Source organism: Streptococcus gordonii (assembly GCF_001553855.1).
GTDB lineage: Bacteria > Bacillota > Bacilli > Lactobacillales > Streptococcaceae > Streptococcus > Streptococcus gordonii.
In genome coordinates this window covers 25,090-43,723 of sequence record NZ_LQWV01000002.1, presented here as the reverse complement: position 1 = coordinate 43,723, position 18,634 = coordinate 25,090, and the positions used below count along the sequence as shown (strand labels likewise).

At 42.8% G+C, this 18,634-nt stretch carries 20 protein-coding genes and 1 pseudogene; 1 reads left to right on the top strand and 20 read right to left on the bottom strand.

Translation table 11 applies throughout. From position 1 onward, the window contains the following. Window positions 1-118: 118 nt before the first annotated feature. The 20 genes and pseudogenes from AWH02_RS01455 to miaA all read right to left on the bottom strand — a co-directional run bounded on the left by AWH02_RS01455 (window position 119) and on the right by miaA (window position 18,364). Window positions 119-712 (bottom strand): dTDP-4-dehydrorhamnose 3,5-epimerase family protein, encoded by a 594-nt coding sequence (locus AWH02_RS01455; protein WP_060553677.1) that lies wholly within the window; start codon window positions 710-712, stop codon window positions 119-121. Between the two features lie 4 nt (window positions 713-716). Next, entirely contained in the window at window positions 717-1,586 is an 870-nt protein-coding gene (gene rfbA, locus AWH02_RS01450; protein WP_060553678.1) for a glucose-1-phosphate thymidylyltransferase RfbA, read from the bottom strand. A 129-nt stretch (window positions 1,587-1,715) separates the two neighbouring features. Continuing rightward, window positions 1,716-2,510: a ZIP family metal transporter gene (locus AWH02_RS01445; RefSeq protein WP_060553679.1), complete on the bottom strand. Its 795-nt coding sequence runs from the start codon at window positions 2,508-2,510 to the stop codon at window positions 1,716-1,718. Window positions 2,511-2,562: 52 nt separating this feature from the next. Next, window positions 2,563-3,094 (bottom strand): annotated as a pseudogene (locus AWH02_RS01440) (NUDIX domain-containing protein). 1 nt (window position 3,095) lies between these two features. Further along, window positions 3,096-4,190 carry an NAD(P)/FAD-dependent oxidoreductase gene (locus AWH02_RS01435; RefSeq protein WP_060553680.1) on the bottom strand — a complete coding sequence of 365 codons (1,095 nt, stop codon included), beginning with the start codon at window positions 4,188-4,190 and terminating at the stop codon, window positions 3,096-3,098. An 11-nt stretch (window positions 4,191-4,201) separates the two neighbouring features. After that, the gene (locus AWH02_RS01430) at window positions 4,202-4,999 is read right to left on the bottom strand and encodes a Nif3-like dinuclear metal center hexameric protein (protein ID WP_060553681.1); all 798 of its coding nucleotides are present in this window, start codon (window positions 4,997-4,999) and stop codon (window positions 4,202-4,204) included. Further along, window positions 4,986-5,675 (bottom strand): tRNA (adenine(22)-N(1))-methyltransferase, encoded by a 690-nt coding sequence (locus AWH02_RS01425; protein WP_060553682.1) that lies wholly within the window; start codon window positions 5,673-5,675, stop codon window positions 4,986-4,988. The genes AWH02_RS01430 and AWH02_RS01425 overlap by 14 nt, the downstream gene beginning before the upstream one ends. A gap of 136 nt (window positions 5,676-5,811) precedes the next feature. Beyond that, window positions 5,812-6,600, bottom strand: a complete 789-nt coding sequence (gene yghU / locus AWH02_RS01420; RefSeq protein WP_060553683.1) for a glutathione-dependent disulfide-bond oxidoreductase — start codon at window positions 6,598-6,600, stop codon at window positions 5,812-5,814. A 67-nt stretch (window positions 6,601-6,667) separates the two neighbouring features. Further along, window positions 6,668-7,348, bottom strand: a complete 681-nt coding sequence (locus AWH02_RS01415) for a DnaD domain-containing protein (RefSeq protein ID WP_060553684.1) — start codon at window positions 7,346-7,348, stop codon at window positions 6,668-6,670. Between the two features lie 8 nt (window positions 7,349-7,356). After that, a complete protein-coding gene (gene metA / locus AWH02_RS01410; RefSeq protein WP_060553685.1) occupies window positions 7,357-8,298 on the bottom strand; it encodes a homoserine O-acetyltransferase MetA in 942 nt (313 codons plus the stop codon). 99 nt (window positions 8,299-8,397) lie between these two features. Next, window positions 8,398-8,910, bottom strand: a complete 513-nt coding sequence (locus AWH02_RS01405) for an adenine phosphoribosyltransferase (RefSeq protein ID WP_008808805.1) — start codon at window positions 8,908-8,910, stop codon at window positions 8,398-8,400. A gap of 84 nt (window positions 8,911-8,994) precedes the next feature. Beyond that, window positions 8,995-11,214, bottom strand: coding sequence for a single-stranded-DNA-specific exonuclease RecJ (gene recJ, locus AWH02_RS01400; RefSeq protein WP_060553686.1), 2,220 nt, complete (start codon window positions 11,212-11,214; stop codon window positions 8,995-8,997). Window positions 11,215-11,319: 105 nt separating this feature from the next. Continuing rightward, window positions 11,320-11,910 carry an HD domain-containing protein gene (locus AWH02_RS01395; protein ID WP_060553687.1) on the bottom strand — a complete coding sequence of 197 codons (591 nt, stop codon included), beginning with the start codon at window positions 11,908-11,910 and terminating at the stop codon, window positions 11,320-11,322. A 37-nt stretch (window positions 11,911-11,947) separates the two neighbouring features. Next, window positions 11,948-12,994: an acyltransferase family protein gene (locus AWH02_RS01390; protein WP_060553688.1), complete on the bottom strand. Its 1,047-nt coding sequence runs from the start codon at window positions 12,992-12,994 to the stop codon at window positions 11,948-11,950. Between the two features lie 55 nt (window positions 12,995-13,049). Further along, complete coding sequence (locus AWH02_RS01385; RefSeq protein WP_060553689.1) at window positions 13,050-13,754, bottom strand: class I SAM-dependent methyltransferase; 705 nt, start codon at window positions 13,752-13,754, stop codon at window positions 13,050-13,052. 39 nt (window positions 13,755-13,793) lie between these two features. Continuing rightward, complete coding sequence (locus AWH02_RS01380) at window positions 13,794-14,549, bottom strand: SDR family NAD(P)-dependent oxidoreductase (RefSeq protein ID WP_060553690.1); 756 nt, start codon at window positions 14,547-14,549, stop codon at window positions 13,794-13,796. A 104-nt stretch (window positions 14,550-14,653) separates the two neighbouring features. Continuing rightward, window positions 14,654-15,583 carry a ribonuclease Z gene (gene rnz / locus AWH02_RS01375; RefSeq protein WP_060553691.1) on the bottom strand — a complete coding sequence of 310 codons (930 nt, stop codon included), beginning with the start codon at window positions 15,581-15,583 and terminating at the stop codon, window positions 14,654-14,656. A 10-nt stretch (window positions 15,584-15,593) separates the two neighbouring features. After that, window positions 15,594-16,217: a hypothetical protein gene (locus tag AWH02_RS01370; protein WP_060553692.1), complete on the bottom strand. Its 624-nt coding sequence runs from the start codon at window positions 16,215-16,217 to the stop codon at window positions 15,594-15,596. Further along, window positions 16,210-17,448, bottom strand: a complete 1,239-nt coding sequence (gene hflX / locus AWH02_RS01365) for a GTPase HflX (RefSeq protein ID WP_060553693.1) — start codon at window positions 17,446-17,448, stop codon at window positions 16,210-16,212. Before hflX ends, AWH02_RS01370 begins: the two co-directional genes overlap by 8 nt. 31 nt (window positions 17,449-17,479) lie before the next feature. Next, window positions 17,480-18,364, bottom strand: coding sequence for a tRNA (adenosine(37)-N6)-dimethylallyltransferase MiaA (miaA, locus tag AWH02_RS01360; protein WP_060553694.1), 885 nt, complete (start codon window positions 18,362-18,364; stop codon window positions 17,480-17,482). Between the two features lie 81 nt (window positions 18,365-18,445). On the opposite strand from miaA, the gene AWH02_RS10595 reads away from it, so the two are divergent. Continuing rightward, entirely contained in the window at window positions 18,446-18,616 is a 171-nt protein-coding gene (locus AWH02_RS10595; RefSeq protein WP_008808815.1) for a DUF3042 family protein, read from the top strand. Window positions 18,617-18,634: the final 18 nt, after the last annotated feature.

Below are 18,634 nucleotides of genomic sequence, written 5' to 3'. Positions count from 1 at the left end.
TCTATTATATACTTTATATCACTTAGGCAATCAATTCTTCCACTCGCTTCGCTCGGATAGGAGCTGAGCAAAATCATATATTTTAGTATCAATTAATGAATCAGAAAAGAATTCTTTTTTACAAATCTTCTTTTCTCAAAGGTTTTACATCCTTAAGTAATGGATGGTTCTTGTCTGCTTCTGAGACTTCTGCAGCCTCTAGGTTTTCCCACTGGATTCCCAGAGCTGGGTCTGCATAGTTGACAAAGGCATACTTCGGTTTGAGTTCCAAAGCCCAATAGTCATTCACTAGATAGCTATAAGAAACCGTGTCAGAAAGGACTTGGAAGCCGTTGGCTACACCACGTGGCACAAAAATACCCTTACTGGCATCGATCACTGTCTGGTAAGTATTTCCAAAGGTCTCACCCTCACGCAGGTCTACCCAAGTTCCCAGCACCTTACCGTTATCTGCAACAGAGATGTACTTGTCCCATGGTTCAGCATGAAGACCACGCAGGACATTTTTACGAGAAAAGCTGACATTATTTTGCAGTTTTCCTTCTGCAAAAAAGCTTTCAGGAAAGCCTAGTGGCAGCATTTTTTCCTTCTGGAAATTCTCCTTAAACCAGCCTCGGTTGTCTCCACGAACAGGGATATCGAACTCAAGCATTCCTGGAATTCCAGGAACCTCACGTGCTGCTAATTCCTTATCAAAAAATTGTTCCGTCATCTTCTTATTCTTCTCCAATCAAGCGCAAGAGATAGTGACCGTATTCATTCTTTTTCAATGGTTGCGCCAATTCGTGCACTTGCTCTTTAGTGATATAGCCCATACGATAGGCAATTTCTTCTAGATTTGCCACCTGAACGTTCTGCATACGCTGAACTGTTTCGATATATTGAGCTGCCTCTAAGAGACTTTCGTGAGTTCCTGTATCCAACCAAGCAAAACCACGTCCCATAAGCTCTACAGACAAATCACCACGATCCAAGTAAGCCTTGTTAACATCTGTAATTTCCAATTCTCCGCGAGGACTTGGTTTGATGTTCTTGGCAATTTCTACAACATCGTTATCATAGAAGTACAGTCCTGTCACTGCATAGTTAGAGCGTGGCTGTTCTGGTTTTTCTTCGATGGAAATAGCATTCATATTCTCATCAAATTCTACTACACCAAAGCGCTCTGGATCCTTGACATGGTAGCCAAAAACAGTTGCTCCTTTTTCCTTAGCAGCAGCATTTTGGAGCATTTTACTCAGACCAGGTCCATGGTAAATATTATCCCCAAGAATCAGCGCCACACGGTCATCTCCAATAAAATCAGACCCAATGATAAAGGCTTGTGCTAATCCGTCCGGACTTGGCTGCTCTGCATAAGAGAGCTTAATACCAAATTCAGAGCCATCACCTAATAGATCCTCAAATCGAGGAAGATCAGTTGGAGTTGAGATAATCAAGATATCTTTAATTCCAGCCAACATCAGTGTCGATAATGGATAATAGATCATTGGCTTATCGTAAATTGGCATAAGTTGTTTAGATGCCGCACGTGTCAATGGGTATAAGCGAGTCCCAGATCCACCTGCAAGAATAATACCTTTCATATATGTTTCCTCTCTGTTATATATTGCTTTTATTCTACCATTTTTACAAGCGAATGTCACTTTTTAAGATATTAACTGTTTCCAAGCAAAAAGTCTCTGAATCTAACAACTCAGAAACTTTAAAGTCCTTTATCCTAAAGCAACATCTAAAATCATCATCAGAACAAAGCCCACCATGAGACCTAAAGTCGCTACATCGGTATTGCCATTGGTCTGCGAATCCGGTATCAGCTCCTCTACTACCACGAAAATCATAGCGCCTGCTGCAAAGGATAGGGCATAGGGTAGAATAGCCGTCATAGCCATGACAGCTACTGCACCTAATACTGCCCCGATTGGCTCTACAACAGCGGACATAGAACCCCAGTAAAAAGCTTTAAGACGAGACTTACCGTCCGTCCGAATTGGAATGGACAAAGCCGCTCCTTCTGGGACGTTTTGCAGGCCAATTCCCAAAGCTAGGCCAATCGCACCGACAAAGGCCTCTAGACTAGGGTTGGCAGATAAAGCACCAAAGGCTACTCCGACTGCCAAACCTTCTGGAAAATTATGAATGGTAATAGCTAAAAAGAGCAGAGCAGTCTTGGACAGCTTCTTCTGGCTATGTTCAGGAACACTTTCTGCCTCTGAAATATCCTTAGTCAGATGCAAATGAGGCACAACCGCATCAATCAGACGTAGAAAGAAACCACCTGCTAAAAAACCTATTGCAGCCGGGAACCAAGAAAGCTTACCATAAGAGCTTTGCGCATACTCGATAGATGGCGCCAGAAGTGACCAAAAGGAAGCCGCAATCATAACTCCTGCAGCAAAGCCTATCATAATATCCAGTAACTTCCTACTAATATGTTTAAAGAAAAACACGATAGCCGAGCCTACAATGGTACACCCCCATGTAAAAAGCCCAGCCAAAAACGCCTGCAAAACTACAGGTTGCGATCGTAATCAGTCCATAATTTCTCCTTATCCCCTAAAATCAATCATACAAAATCGTCTTGGTTTCCCCGATACAGTGCTTTTCCTCATTCCAGTAATGAATCCGCTAGAAAGAGCCTTTCCGCCAGTAGAGAGGCAGACGTTCACGTATGTCGTTCTGCATGTCTATTTGGCCAAGTTCAGAAATCTTCCACCATTTTGGCTCCCCTTCATGATCGTTTCCCCTGACTTGCCCCTCAAAGGCAGTACAAAGAAAATCATAATACACATACCGTTCTTTTGTACTCGGATTAGTGAAGCCTGAAATTCCCTTCAATTCCATGTTTAGAGCAGTCAGCCCCGTTTCTTCTTTTAATTCGCGCCTTGCAGCTTCGAAAAAAGATTCTGGAAACTCTTACGAAGCTAAAAAGCTAAGCTTTTTCTATCCCCAACCTTCACCAGTCTATCCCCAGACTGGTGAAGCCGCCTGGTTGTATCCACCCTTTAAAGTTATCATGCTGGCGATTAAGCAGTAGGATTACTTCATCTTTTTTTACACAAACATTGACCCAATTCAAAATAGTTTCTGTCATATCAAACCTTCTTCACATACCGCTCAATAGGATAGTCAGCTGAATTCAGCAGCCCCGCTTCTCCTAAAGTCATCTGGGCCAATTGGCGTCCGATAAGAGGGCCAGTTGTCAGACCAGAAGAACCTAGTCCACTAGCAGCGTAGACATGTTGCAATTCTGGCACAGCTCCAAAGAAAGGAGCAAAGTCGCTGGTATAAGCCCGTGTTCCCACACGCTCGCCTAAAATCTCTGCAGTAGCCAACCTCGGCAAGTAAGTTTCCGCTTCTTGCTGCAACTGATTCAATACCGTCTTATCAACTGTCAAATCAAAGCCCTGATCATTTTCATGACTGGCACCGACACTGACCTTACCGGCTAGAAAAGGAATGATATCCAGCTCTCCCTCAGGCATCACAACAGGATAGTCATCCGTCTGCTCAGCAAGTTTAAAATCACGTAGCTGTCCCTTTTGCGGTCGAACATCTGTCTCATAGCCCAGTGGCTGCAAGATTTCTCCCAGCCAAGCTCCTACAGCTAAGACTACACAGTCAAAGCTGCGTCCGTCCACAAGAAGTTGCTCTCTTTCTACTGTCAAGTTTACCTTTTTCTCAACCAACTCTGCCTTGCTGGCTTTCAGAAGCGGCTCCGTCAAGAGCGCTCCCTCCACACGAGCACCGCCGGAAGCATAGAGAAGTCGCTCAAAGCCTAGTAAGTCTGGAAATTTCTCATGGACTTCCTGACGATTGAGAAGACTCAAGTCCCCTATTAAGGGCGACTCTTCCCGACGATTAGCAGCCAAATCATAAAGTTCCTGCAGCTTGCTTTCATCCTTTTTCAGCAGATAAACACCTGTCTGTTGGTAAAAGTCTGTCTGGATTCCAGCTTCTTTCAAATCCGTAATCAAGTACTGATAAAAATCAGCGCCTAGACGCGCCATCCTGTACCAAGCCTTGTTACGACGTTTGGAAAACCATGGACTGATTATGCCAGCGGCTGCCTTGGTCGCCTGCCCCTTGCCGTCATCAAAGACAGTCACTTCCACATCTGGGGATTTGGACAGATAGTAAGCGGCTGTTGATCCGACAATTCCAGCACCAATTACTGCTACTCTTTTCATGTCGCTCCCTCTCAAATATGTCGGAAAGGATTGGTCCAAGCCTGACTAGCTAGAATCTCAATCTCCCATCCCTCTTCTGCCTTCCAAGCATCAAGCTTTTCTTTTATTTTTTTCGTAAACAGAACCTCGATATGGTGTCCAGGATCCAGTGCCAAAAGACCTTCTGTCAGCATTTCCTGAGCAGTGTGATAGTAAATATCACCTGTAATGTAGACCTGCGCTCCCTTGGCAATGGCCTCCGGATAAAAGGACTGACCACTGCCACCACAAATAGCCACACGCTCAATCACACGATTGAGTTCCTCTTCTTCATAAGCGACCAGACGCAAGCTATCTAATACAAAACTTGCCTTGACCTTAGCCGCAAAGTCCCCAAAAGTCTGAGGAGCAATCATACCCACGCGTCCAATACCGTGTTCTGGCCCTGTCTGACTGAGAAAACTTGTCTCCTCCATATCCAATAGCTGGCAGAACCAGTCATTAAGTCCGTCCTCCACAACATCAATATTGGTATGACTGACATAGACAGCAATATCATGCTTGATGAGGTCTAGAATCATCTGATTTTGCGCCTTATCCGCAACTAGGTCCTTAAGCGGGCGAAAGATAGGCGCATGCTTAACAATAATTAGTCCAGCACCAGCTTCGATAGCCTCCGCCACTGTCTGCTCGCGAATATCCAGCGCTACTAGAACCTTGTCCACTTCTTTGTCTAAAGTCCCGATTTGCAGTCCTGAAATGTCACCCTCCATGGACAGTTCTTGCGGACAGTAGGCTTCATAACGGGCGATAATTTCACTTGCTAGCATGGAGTACCTCCTTGATACTTTCGATTTTTTGGGACATAGCAGAGCGTTCTAGCTCATTTTTTTCTGGTATATGTTCTAGAGCTCCTTCTAGTTTCTTCAGTTCTTTCTGCCATCTTAGCTGAAAAGCAGGTGACTGTTGCTCTAGTAGGTAAGGCCCGAAGCGCTTTTCTCGCTCTGTCAAGGTTTGCTGGCCTGCTTCTGCCACTAGGATTTCATAAAACTTACCCGCTTCTTCTAAGACATCCTCAGCCAGCAAGCGAAAGCCGTTAGATACAAGCCAGCTGCGGAGCTCATCCTCTCGGTTATTGGGCTGCAAAATCAAGCGGGAAATAGATCCCAGTTTAGCTCTGCCATTTTCCAAAATCTCCGAAATCAAGCGACCACCCATGCCAGCGATAACGATGGTGTCAATCTGATCTTCCGCTTCAAAAGCCGCCAGACCATTGGCCAAGCGAACCTCAATTTGCTCCGTCAGCCCATGCTCTGCCACATTTTTCTTGGCAGACTGAAAAGGCCCTTCTACCACTTCACCGGCAAGAACCTTCTCAATCCGTCCCTGCTGAATCAGGTAAATAGGCAGATAGGCATGATCGCTTCCAACATCCAGCAACTTTGCCCCATCCGGAACAAAAGCAGCTACTCGCTCCAAGCGTTGGGAAATAGTCTTTTTTTGCATTGCATACTCTTTTCTAAACATTCTTTTATTTAGTATATCATTTTTAAGGGTATAAAAAAAGCAACGAAAAAAATCAGCTTTTGGAAAACTGATTTTGGTCCGCCACTTGATGAAGGGTGTTCTATCCATCACTTTTTTATTTAATTTCTTGATACTCAGCAGCTAAACCGCGCTGAACTGCTGGACGAGCTGCAATCTTCTCCGCCCAAGTAACTAGGTGTTTGTAGGAGGTGGCATCCAAGAACTCAGCAGCGCCTGGATAAAGCTTATCCTGTACCAACTGCCCATACCAAGACCAGATAGCAATATCAGCAATACTGTATTCATCCCCTGCAATATAAGCTTTCTTGGCCAATTCTTTATCCAACAGATCCAGCTGTCGCTTGGCTTCCATCGCAAAACGATTGATAGGATATTCTAGCTTCTCTGGAGCATAGTTAAAGAAATGACCAAATCCACCTCCCAAGAAGGGCGCAGCTCCTGTCTGCCAGAAGAGCCAGTTGAGCACCTCAGTTCGACCTGGCAAATCGGACGGAATCAGCTTTCCAAACTTCTCTGCCAGATAGAGCAGGATATTCGCAGACTCAAAGACAGGAATTGACTTATCAGCAGACTGATCCAACAAGGCCGGAATCTTGGAGTTGGGATTGATTTTCACAAAGTCTGATCCAAACTGATCTCCATCCATAATACTAATCTTATAGAGGTCATAGGCAGCCTCAATCACACCTGCTGCCAGCAGTTCCTCTAGCATAATCGTCACCTTAACCCCATTTGGAGTTCCGAGAGAATAAAGCTGAAAAGGCTCTTTACCGACAGGAAGCTTCTGTTCAAAGCGTGCACCTGCAGAAGGCTGATTGATACCTGAAAATTTTCCTTGGTCGCTGTCCGCAGCAGACCAGACTTTTGGCAATTGATACGTCATACTTTTCTCCTTTTTTATAAAACCAAGGGCCTGTCATATCTAACAGGCCACTGTATATCTAATAAAGTCAGTCCTTCCACAAATCCATTGCTCTAAGGAAATCATCTGAAACCGTAACATTCTGTGGATTAAATGCTTCACGTTCCTCTCTTTTAGCTTCAACTTGTGCTAAAGTCGTAATACCTTCTCGTCTCCAATTTCGTAAAATTGCTTGGATATACTTCCAGTTAGCCTTCCCATTGAAAACTGCTTCTCGAAGAGCAGCTTTTACTAAGTCAGGATTTGTTTTATCTTCCTGTATAGTTTTAGTCAAATCCTCAATCTCAAAAGGAGTCAAGAGGCGACCTAATTCCTGTTGAAAAGTTTCGACTAAATCTTTTAAAACATTTTGAGATGCTCTTGCAGTTGGCTGTTGACTAAGATTAGCTCCCAGCAGTTCATCTAACTTTTCCAAGGCTGGAGAGGCATCAAAAATCGCTTCAATCTCTCCATTTAATTCAATGGTTTTATACTGTAATAAGCCTTGTTCGGTCAAATGAGACATAATGCGATTGACCTCAGACACCGTTTTTCCAATGCTTTCAGCAATCTGACTCGGCTCTATCTCTTCCAATGCTGTTGTATTCTGCAAATAAAAGAATTGCCAAACAAGGAAATCTTCACTAGACGAGAAAATCTCTTGAAAATGAAAGTACAAGGCACTTGGTAATACTAAATTGCCTTGTTGAAAGGCTGATAAATAAGTCATAGTCCCTCTTATAAATAAGCAAAATAGGAAGCGTCATTTTCTGGATTCTCCCAATCAAATGGCGTTTCTTGATACACTGCATAGTTAATCCAATTATTGAAAAATAAAGCCGCGGCTGAACTCCAACGCAAGGCCGGTGTCGCATGGACATCATCGTTTTTGAAATAATTCTCTGGAATATGTGGATTCTTCCCTGCCTTCAAATCGCGGAAATACTCCTTGGATAGAGTATCGCGGTCGTATTCCATGTGACCGAAGCTATACACCTCTCGCAAGTCTCGGCTAGCCAGCACAGAGAGACCCGTATCTTCTCCATATGAGAGAATCTCCAGATTGGTTAGATTGACAATATCTTCCTTCAGAACCTCAGTATGGCGGGAATGAGGGGCATAAAACTCATCGTCAAAGCCCCGGAAAAGCAGATTGTTACTGTCAGCTGACTGGCTATAGACACCTGATAATTTGCGCGTCATCTGCTGTTTGTCAACGCCATAGCGGGCGTAAAGTCCAGCCTGAGCTCCCCAGCAAATATGCAGAGTCGAAAAAACATGGCTCTTGGACCATTCAATCACCTGCTGGAACTCTTCCCAGTAATCCACCGCTTCAAAAGGCAGATGCTCTACTGGTGCCCCAGTGATAATCAAGCCATCAAAATAGCGATTTTTAATCTCATCAAAAGTCTTATAGAAAGTCTCCATGTGCTCTGCACGAGTGGTTTTAGATTGGTGCGAGCTCATATAGAGGAAGTCAATAGTCAACTGCAGCGGAGTATTAGCTAAATGGCGCAGTATCTGAGTCTCCGTCACCATTTTCTGAGGCATGAGATTGAGTACCAGAATATTCAGAGGGCGGATATCCTGATGGTCCGCCCTATCGTCATCCATGACAAAGATATTCTCAGAACTTAAAATTTCAACAGCTGGTAGTTTTTTATCGATCTTAATTGGCATGAAAATATCTCCTATTCTCTAATATATTTATTATACTGAAAGGAGATATAGTTTTCAATTATATTTTATCTTTACCTAGGTATAGCCTGAAACTATGTATTAATAATGCATCAATACTTTATAGTCATATTCGCCAATAACTTCACGGCCTTTTAATTCATCCAATTCAATAAGGAAGGCACATCCTGCAACGATACCACCAAGACGTTCAATCATTTCAATAGTTGCCTTAACAGTTCCGCCTGTTGCCAATAAATCATCAACAATCAATACACGCTGACCTGGCTTGATAGCATCCGCATGCATGGTCAAAGTATCTACACCATACTCTTTTTCATAGTCAGCTGAGATAACTTCGCGAGGAAGTTTGCCAGGCTTGCGGACTGGAGCAAAGCCGATTCCTAACTCAAAAGCAACTGGACAGCCCACTATAAAGCCACGAGCTTCCGGTCCAACAATCATGTCAATCTTCTTGTCTGTCGCATATTGAACAATCTCACGAACAGCGTAACTGTATGCATTCCCGTCTGCCATCAAAGGGCTGATATCACGGAAGGTAACACCTTCTTTTGGATAATTCTCAATTGTTGCAATATAGTCTTTTAAATTCATAATGTTCTTTCTATATAAAAATTTTTTACTCTCTATTATACCATTTTTTTATTTAAATGTGCTTGAAATATTATTACTTAACCTTTATTTCTCCATCAAATAATCATAAATCTCCTGCACAGTGCCCAAAGCCATAAGTTCTTGTTCCTTGACTAGGCGCTTGAGGTCTTGGTAAATGTGACTGCTTTCGATTTCTTTCTTTTCAGCTTCCTTATTGACCTTCATGACGCCTTCTGTGATGCTGACAAAGCCCAACTCCTCAAAAATCTGAATCATTTTGACCAAGAGAATCGAGTCAATTTTCAGGTAAGCTGCCAGATCATTAAGCTTATAGCGAACGTCAAATTCGGGGAACTGATAGATTGTCTTGTAGAGTTTGGCAAACTGCTCACGGCTACCGTAACCTGTCAGATAGTATGGCTTGGCAATCTCATTCTTAAAGTAAATCGCTTCGAAATCTTGAGTCTGAAGAATCTTTTTCAAGTCCTGTAAATCATCAGGCAGGTCATAAACCACAACTGCTCTGCTATTTGCCAAATCCGGCAATTCCTCTGTGAAACGCAAAACTGGAACCTTGTCAGGTAGCGTCGCATTTTTTCCGCGGATATTGAAAAGCTGAACACCATCTACACGAGCATCTACCAGCATGAGCTGGAGACTGGTCTGTCCATTCCATTTATTGACAGAGAGGCTGACAGCTAGCTCCAGATTCTTGGTTTGTGCAAACTCTGTCGCCAGGCTTCCTTGGCCAAAAGCAACTACTTCAAAAGTAGCATCTTCCTGAGAAATCTTCAGCTTGAGATGGCTATTGCCAGCCCCCATAGTCCGAACATTGTCAACTTTAAAATCTTTGAGGTAAAAAAGCGGCTTCTTATTATCCATACCAAAAGGCGCCAATTTTTCAAAGCTTTTGAGTGTATCAAGGGTCAGTTCTGGCAAGTACAACTCCTCATCTAAATACAGAGCTGTTTTACCAGTCAAATCCAAATCATTGTCTAAGATGAATGCCGTCAGGATATCAGATAGCTCTGTTAATTTGTCTGCTTCAAGAGTCATTCCAGCCGCTCCAGCGTGCCCGCCAAAGGCTACAAAGAGATCACGGTGACTGTCCAAAGCCTCAAAAATATTGACTGCTTCAATACTGCGGGCGCTGCCCTTAGCGATGCCATCCTCAATATTAAGCACTATGACTGGCTGGTGCAGCTCTTCCAGCAAGCGCCCAGCGACAATTCCTAGCACACCAGGGTTCCAACCTTTCTTAGCAAGCACCTGCACTGGTCTCTTAGGATCCAGCATGGTTTGTGCCTCTTCATAAATCTGCTGGACGATTTCCTTGCGCTCGTCATTTTTCTGGTTGATCATGAGCGCGATATCACGAGCTTCTTCATCGTCAAAGCCTGTCAAAAGCTCAACTGCTGGATTTGGATCATCCAGCCTTCCCAAGGCATTGAGGCGGGGAGCAAGCTGGAAGCCAACTGTTTCTTCATCCAGTTCGTCAGGCTGAATGCCAGCGATTTTGAAGAGTTCCTGAAGTCCTACTCGCTGGGTGTTTTTGAGGACGGAGAGGCCGTATTTGACCAAGATCCGATTTTCCCCCGTCAGACTGACCATATCGGCAATGGTGCCAATAGCAACTAAGTCCAAAAGTTCGACTTGGACTTCTTCCAGCAAGGCTGTTGCCAGCTTAAAAGCCACCCCACAGCCAGCTAGATGCTTGAAAGGATAATCCGCACCGCTATGTTCCGGATGAACAATCGCATAGGCATTTGGCAACTCCTCTGGCATAGAGTGGTGATCCGTCACGATGACATCCACTCCTAGAGAATGGGCCAGCTCAATAGCTTCAAGTCCCGCCACTCCATTATCTACTGTAATAATGAGCGAGATACCTTGATTTTCAATAAAATACTTATAAACACTGCTATTAGGACCATAGCCATCTGTAAAACGATTGGGCAGGTAGACCTGACACTCAGCTCCCAGCTGCTCCAAGGCTTCCTTGACAATAGATGCCGAGGTCATCCCATCAGCATCATAATCACCATAGATCAAAATCTGCTCATAATTCTCAATCGCCGTGCGAATCCGCTCCACTGCCCGATCCATATCATGCAGATCATAAGGGTCGTGAAGCTGGTCTAAACTAGGCTCCAAAAATTCCTGCAGAGCTTCTTCAGTCTGCACACCTCTTTGGTAAAGGAGACCAGCAGCGGCAGGTTCTAATCCAGCTTTCTTAGCCTTTTTTAAAAAATTCTCGTCTGTAAAATTAGTGGCAAACTGCCAGTCGTATTTTGAGCTAATCATGATGAGTGAAACACTTTCTCCGTTCAATCTTGTCTGAATATTATAACATGAAAAGACTGGTTCAACCAGTCTCAAACTTTCTATCTACGAGCAAGGTCCTCAGCCTCACTCATCTAGGTAAAGCCCCTTAGCAACACTTTGGTCAATAACTTCTAAAGCCAATTCCCAAAGAGTTTCAGAGGTTTCTTGGATAAAGGATTTCTTAGCGATGACCTGCGTTTTGGTCAGGCCATGAGGATTATCATGGGGCTGAGCAACTTCCAAGTGATTGAGCAGAGGGACCAGAGCATCCAGCACTCGTGCATACTTAGCCTCCATGCTAATGCCAGTTTCAAATTCCTGCCAAAGCCCTAAAAAGGAATCCTGCTGATCTGATGGTAGCTTGTCTAAACTGATTTTCAAGGACTCAAGCTCTCTATGGTAAGAATCTCTCTTGCCAACATCGTCAAAGATAAAGGTATCGCCAGCATATATTTCGCCCAAATCATGAATCAGTAACATAGACATGACCTTTTCCAGATTGACCTCTTCGGGGATATATTCTCGAAAAACTAGCGCCATGAGCGCCCCCTGCCAACTATGCTCGGCAGAATTTTCAAAACGATAGGCGTCCAAGGTCCTATTGTTCCTATGAGTGGGTTTCAGTTTTTCCAGCTCATTGGTAAAAGCCAGCTGCTGTTGTAGACGTTCAAGCATGATAAGACCTCCAAAAAATCTTGTTACCTTAACACGTTTAGACTCTATTGATTTTTTTCTTTGAAAATACTGTCTTAGGGATTTTTAAAATAATTTCTGAAGTCAAATGAGTCAAAACTATAGTAAGTACAAATACAATTTGGCCCTTATGCCATTTAGAAAAATTTGTCTCTTTCAAAAGATAAAAGGAAATTTCTATAAAAATCGGATGTAAAAAGAAATAGAGCACACTTAATTCCTTAAGATGGTATAAATTCCTCTTCTTTCCAATCTCTGTCCTTAAAACACCATTGACCAGAAAAAGTGAGAAAGGAAGTAAGCCTAGAAAGAAATTCTTATCGATTCCCTGATTGACAAAAACTAACCAACCATCCAGAGCAAGTAAGATTGAAGCCAGCAGAATTTTTTTCCCTACATCTTTCTTAAAGAAATCACTATTCCAATAATCATAAAGCAAATAACCAAAGAGAATGAAGATTGGCGCGTAAAATAGACCATTACGGGTTGAGAAGAAAATACGTGCATAAACATCATATAAACGAGTCGGCCAAGTATTAGCAAAGTAAGTGTAGTAAGTCTCAATCGAGCCAAGTAAGTAGAGGAGCAAGGAAACAAGAATCGCCCATTTAGGTCCTAATTTTTTGTATAAATGATGGACAATCCAAAGTCCCAGCAAAAAAGCAGGAATATACCAAAGCTGGTAACAAAGTCCAATATATAAAAATCCAGCTATTAAAGCCAATGGGGCATAATACTTCTCAACTGGAAGAGACCAAAAATAGATAAGTGCGTACGGAAGATAAAAAATACTCCAAAAAATATACTGTTTTAAAATCCTACTTACGTAAGTTCTCATACTCTTCTTTTTAGCTAGACTAGATTTAAGCATAAAGGCAGATGATATGAGAAAAAAAGGTACAGCCATTCGCCCAAACATACTCTTTTGAGTGAAATGCAAAATTTCATTAGGAAAGAGACGTTGACAATGCACCAAAATAACTAAGATAGATGCAACATATTGAAAAAGGCTGAGCATGGCATAATTAACTGATTGCTCTTGCTCTTTAACTTCTTTTTCCACCATCTAGTTTTCTCCAAACAAGGTCAAAAATTCATTCATACACAAAAAATCTAAGCTATTATTTTTTCACGAGCCAGTAATGCTGAAAAGCTGCAATATCGCGATAGGGTGACTGGTTATTAACAGCAAGTTCCATTTCTAGCATATTTTCACGCCATCCTGGATCAGTTTTTACATCATTGGGCTGTAAGCCATAAAAAATTCGAATTCCCTGAAAATCTAAAATATCGAAAGGATAAGGCTTAATGACCTCTGGCATCTCATAATAATTAGCTTGGCCCATGCTATGCGTCAGATAATCTTTTCCAAGCAAGAGTTCCCGAGCTTTTTTAATATCATTTTCAAATATTACTGTATGCATAATGCGACCTATGTGATTATGTTTAACAATCGATAGCTTCCCTCCCTTTTTAAGTAAACGAGAGAAAGCCATGAGGTATGGATCAATATCCTCAACATACTCTAAAACATTATGGCAAATTATAAGGTCAAAGGATTCATCTTTAAAAATTTCTAGCACTTCTAGACTTCCCTGGAGTTGCTCATAAGAATTCGTTCTTTTCCTATGGATAATCATTTCCATATTAGGTTCCAGTGCAGTGACTTGATTTTTCTCAGCAAGCTGATTAGCTACAATTCCAAAACCACTGCCAAAATCTAGAACTTTCATTCCTTCAACATTTTTCAGCTGATCAAACAGAATGTCATAATAGATTTTTCCCCAAGGCTCTTCTAAATGATTTTTATAAGCTTGTAAATCCATTTTTTCATTTTCCTTTTCTAAAAAGTTGAAATTTAATTTTTATTTATAATTAAACACCTTAACCGCCAATTTATCAGCTATTCTTGGAAACAGGGTATAAAATTTATGAGCAAGATTGAGAATCCAAGGAAGATTTATTTCTCGCTTTTTTTTGCCAAAAACGTTGACGATTTTGCCAGCTACAAAGTCAGGCTCAAGAATATACTTATCAACTGCTTTAACATAGGATCCATCAGGATCGGCTAGATCGAAAAAGGCTGTTTTGATAGGCCCAGGATTAACCGTCGTAACATAAACACCAAAAGGTAGGAGTTCCAAGCGTAGGGCGTTGGAAAAACCAATGGCAGCAAACTTAGTCGCTGAGTAAAGACTGGATTTGCTGCTTGCGATAAGGCCAGCCATGCTGACGATATTGATGATATGTCCTTGTCCAGCCTTTTTCATACGACTACCAAAAAGTCTAGACAGGTTCATCAGAGCAAAAGTATTGACCTCAAACATAGCCTCGATGTCGCTTGAGCTGATTTTGTTAAATTCCTCAAAAATTCCATAGCCAGCGTTATTGACTAGAACATCAACGTGGCCGTACTGACTGTCAATCCACTCAGCAAATCTCTCCAAAGCTGAGCTATCTGTAATATCCAGTTCCACAAGGTCAATATTTTCACTTTCTCCATATAGTTTTTCAAGCTTTTCCTTGCTGCGTCCGACTAAAATCAGTTGGTCACACGGCAAGAGCTTAACCATTTCCTGCGCTAGCCCTCCACTAGCCCCTGTGATGATGATTGTTCTCATTCTTTCTCCTTTTTTTACATTATAACATAAATAAGGCAGGAAAATCTCCCGCCCCTTTGTCAATATTGTAATTTTTTCTTGTATTAAAAGTCCCTTTAATATACTTAAATTTCAACTTCTTCCAAGTCCTTAACCACATGAACATTTTCAAAAACTGTACTAGCATCTTGTCGCATAACGCTGATATCTTTCAACAAGAACCGAGCACTGACGTGATTGAGAAGAAGTCGTTTAACTCCAGCTTCTTTGGCTACTTCAGCTGCCTGCATATTGGTAGAATGCCCATGCTTACGGGCCATCTTTTCATCTCCCTTACCATAGGTTGCTTCATGAACCAGAACATCTGCCGCCACGGCTAAGCGTACACTAGAATCCGTTTTTCTTGTGTCTCCTAAAATTGTAATTGTTTTCCCGGGACGAGGGGCTGAGATATAGTCTGCTGCCATAATCTTTGTACCATCTTCTAGGACGATGTCTTGACCATTCTTGACTTTACCAAAGAGAGGGCCAAAGGGAACCCCCGCTGCTCGTAGCTTATCTGCATCCAGCGTGCCTTCCAAATCTTTCTGCATCACCCGATAACCAACACAAAAAATCGTATGATCCAGCTTATCTGCATAAACAGTGAACTTGTCCGTTTCTAAAATCTTTCCCAAACTATTTTCATCAAATTCATGAAAATCAATTCGATAAGGTAAACGAGAACCAGAAACTCGAAGACTGGACATAACAAAGTTTTTAATACCTTTAGGGCCATAAATCTCTATATCCGTCTGTTCTTCATTAGCTTGAAAAGAACGACTGGATAGAAATCCAGGTAAGCCAAAAATATGATCACCATGCAAGTGAGTAATGAAAATCTTGCTAATTTTGCGAGGTTTAATCGTTGTCTCCAAGATCTGGTGCTGGGTTCCTTCACCACAATCAAACATCCAGACTTCATTGATTTCTTCCAAAAGCTTGAGAACGAGGCTGGATACATTGCGGGCCTTTGACGGCTGACCAGCTCCAGTTCCTAAAAATTGTAATTGCATATTTTTCTTTCTAAATGATATAAATCATGGCAGACCGATTCTGCGAGTGATAGTATTTTCTGCCAGCATAGGACTGAGCCAGATCACTAACTTCATCTTGATTGTATCCCAAAAGTCTTTGACTACCATCTGCTAGCTGCTGCCATTCAGTCAAAGCAGTCAGCTCCTTACTGCCCACGACTTGAGATTCAGCTTTGAGAGGTGTCATTTTTATTCTCCCAGCTTCTTCGTAGACCAAGTACTGAGGAAAGACTTGTGCGATTTCAAAGAGCAAGTCAGCTGTTGCAGGCTCAGGCTTTTCAGGAAAGACCATGCCGACTTCCTTCTTCTCGTAGCAAAATCCATAGGACTTGCCAGAAAGGTTAAGTCTGACAAATGGTTTATTTTCTACAAAGCTAGGCTCCGCATTCCATAAGTCCAAAGCCTGACTGATTTCTAAGAAGTACTCTGTCGCGGCTTCCGGACTTTTCTTTTGATAAAGCTCAGCAAAGTAAGCATTGATAACGCTGGGCGGTGGCGTGATGAAGATACGCTTCTGCTCCTCTGTCAGCCCAGCCAATACTTGCTCTAAGTAGACCCTATCTAGGCTTGTAAAACCGCCGTATTTGAGGGCCAAGTCAATATAATCAGTCATAAAATTCTTCCAGTTTCCATTTGTTTTTCTCGGCAATCCAGCCTGAAATGACTTCGATATCGTCTATGTATTCTCGATTCCCCATAATCGCGACTTTCTCTAAATCATGAATCTTGTAAGCTTTAGCAGGAGCTACCTTGATGGTAAAAGGCAAAAATAACTCTTTCATCCGCTCCAACAGGACTTGCTGTAAAAGAGCTCTGCTATTATCCGCTTTAGCCGAAATCAAAGAATATGGAGTCAAGGTCGGAGTGAAATCCTCCGCCTTGTCTGCTTTGTTATAGAGGGTTAGCCGGGGAATATCCAGCATGTCCAGCTCTTTCATGATGTCAAGGACGGTCTTTTCGTGCTCCTCATGGTGTGGGTCACTAGCATCAATAACATGGACCAGCAAATCAACATTTTTACTCTCCTCTAGAGTAGACTTAAAGCTTGACACCAGCTCTGTTGGTAAATCCTGAATGAAACCAACCGTGTCCGTCAGAGTGACATTGAGCTGACCACTGAGGTTGATGTTCTTGGTCGTGGCGTCTAGCGTTGCAAAGAGTTCGTCGGCCTCATACTGACTCTTACTAGTCAAGCAGTTCATGATCGTAGACTTGCCCGCATTGGTGTAGCCGATGAGTCCGATTTTGAAAATACTGGATTCCAACCGTTTTTCACGAACGGTAGCTCTATTTTTCTCCACTGCCTTGAGCTGGCGCTCAATATCATGAATCTGATTGCGGACACTGCGTCGATTTAGCTCCAGCTGACTTTCGCCTGGACCGCGGGAGCCAATGCCACCTGCCTGACGGCTGAGCATAATGCCCTGACCAACCAAGCGAGGCAGGAGGTATTTGAGCTGGGCCAGATGCACCTGCAACTTGCCCTCGTGACTCCTAGCTCTCATGGCAAAAATATCCAAAATCAGCTGCATACGGTCAATGACCTTGACCCCCAAACTTTCCTCCAGATTGACATTTTGCCGAGGTGTCAGACGGTTATTTACAATAACTGTCGAAATTTCTTCGGCATCAACCATCTGCCGGATTTCTTCTAACTTGCCAGAGCCGACAAAGGTCTTGCTATCATACTTTTCTCGTTTTTGACTATAAGAGCCAACTACTTCCGCCCCTGCCGTCTTAGCCAGATTTTGAAGCTCCTCCATGGATAAGTCAAAATTCTCCGTGTCTGCTAGTTCCACACCAACCAGAAAGACACGCTCTGTTTTTTTCTCTGTTTCTATCATCTCATATCCTTACTAAAACTTGGTCAGCCAGCTACTTGTCCAGAAAATTCTTGATGTCCTCCATAACCTGATTTTTATAGTCTGGATTTCCCACCTGATAAAAGGTTACGGACATCCGATTGCGAAACCAAGTCAGCTGGCGCTTGGCGAAATGACGGGTATTTTGCTTGAGCTTGTCCACGGCCTCCTCAAGGCTCACCTGACCTGCAAAGTAGGGGAAAAGTTCCTTGTAGCCGATCCCCTTGCTGGCTTGACTGGTTGGAGCATGTTCATAAAGCCAACGGGCTTCTTCTAAGAGACCATCTTCTATCATCAGATCTACTCGCTGATTGATTCGCTCATAAAGTCGCTCACGCTCATCATCTAGGCAAATCAGCAGGGCTTCATAATCTGGCTGGCTGTTTTCTAATTGACCACCTAACTGAGCAATCTCCAGCGCCCTCATAGCCCTGCGACGATTTATCTGGGGGATCTCGATACCCAGCTCTGCTATTTTCCCAAACAAATCCTCATCTGACCAACTGTCCAGCTGCTCCCGATAGGTCAGAATCTCCTCATGAGGGACGGAGCCACCCAGATGATAGCCCTCAAGTAAGCTCTGGATATAGAGTCCTGTACCACCGCAAATGATGGGAAGCTGTCCTTGAGCCTCAATATCACGAATAGCCTGAGCTGCCTCGGTCACAAAATCATAGGCCGAGTAGCTTTCTCCAACGTCCCTCACATCCAACAGATAATGGGGAATGCCCTCCTGCTCTTCAGGACGAATCTTAGCCGTGCCAATATCTAAGCCACGATAGACTTGCTGGCTGTCACCACTGATAATCTGACCGTTAAAGGCTTTTGCAACCTCAATACTCAGAGCTGTTTTTCCAACTGCCGTAGGCCCTACAATTACAATTATCTTAGTTTTCATTTTTTTCCTTGAAAAAATTTTGATTTTCCGTTACTATTAATTATAACATAAATAATTAAAGTTCAAAAAAGGAGAAATCATATGGCTAAAGGATTTGGAAAAGGCGTACTTACAGGCGTTGCAGCTACTGTTGCTGCTGTAGCAGGTGCAGTTTATACTGTCAAGAAAAAAGTTATCGAACCTGAAGAGCAAAAAGCGGCTTTCATTGAAGAAAACCGTAAAAAAGCAGCTCGCAAACGCGTAGCACACTAAGAGTAACCTTAAAACTCT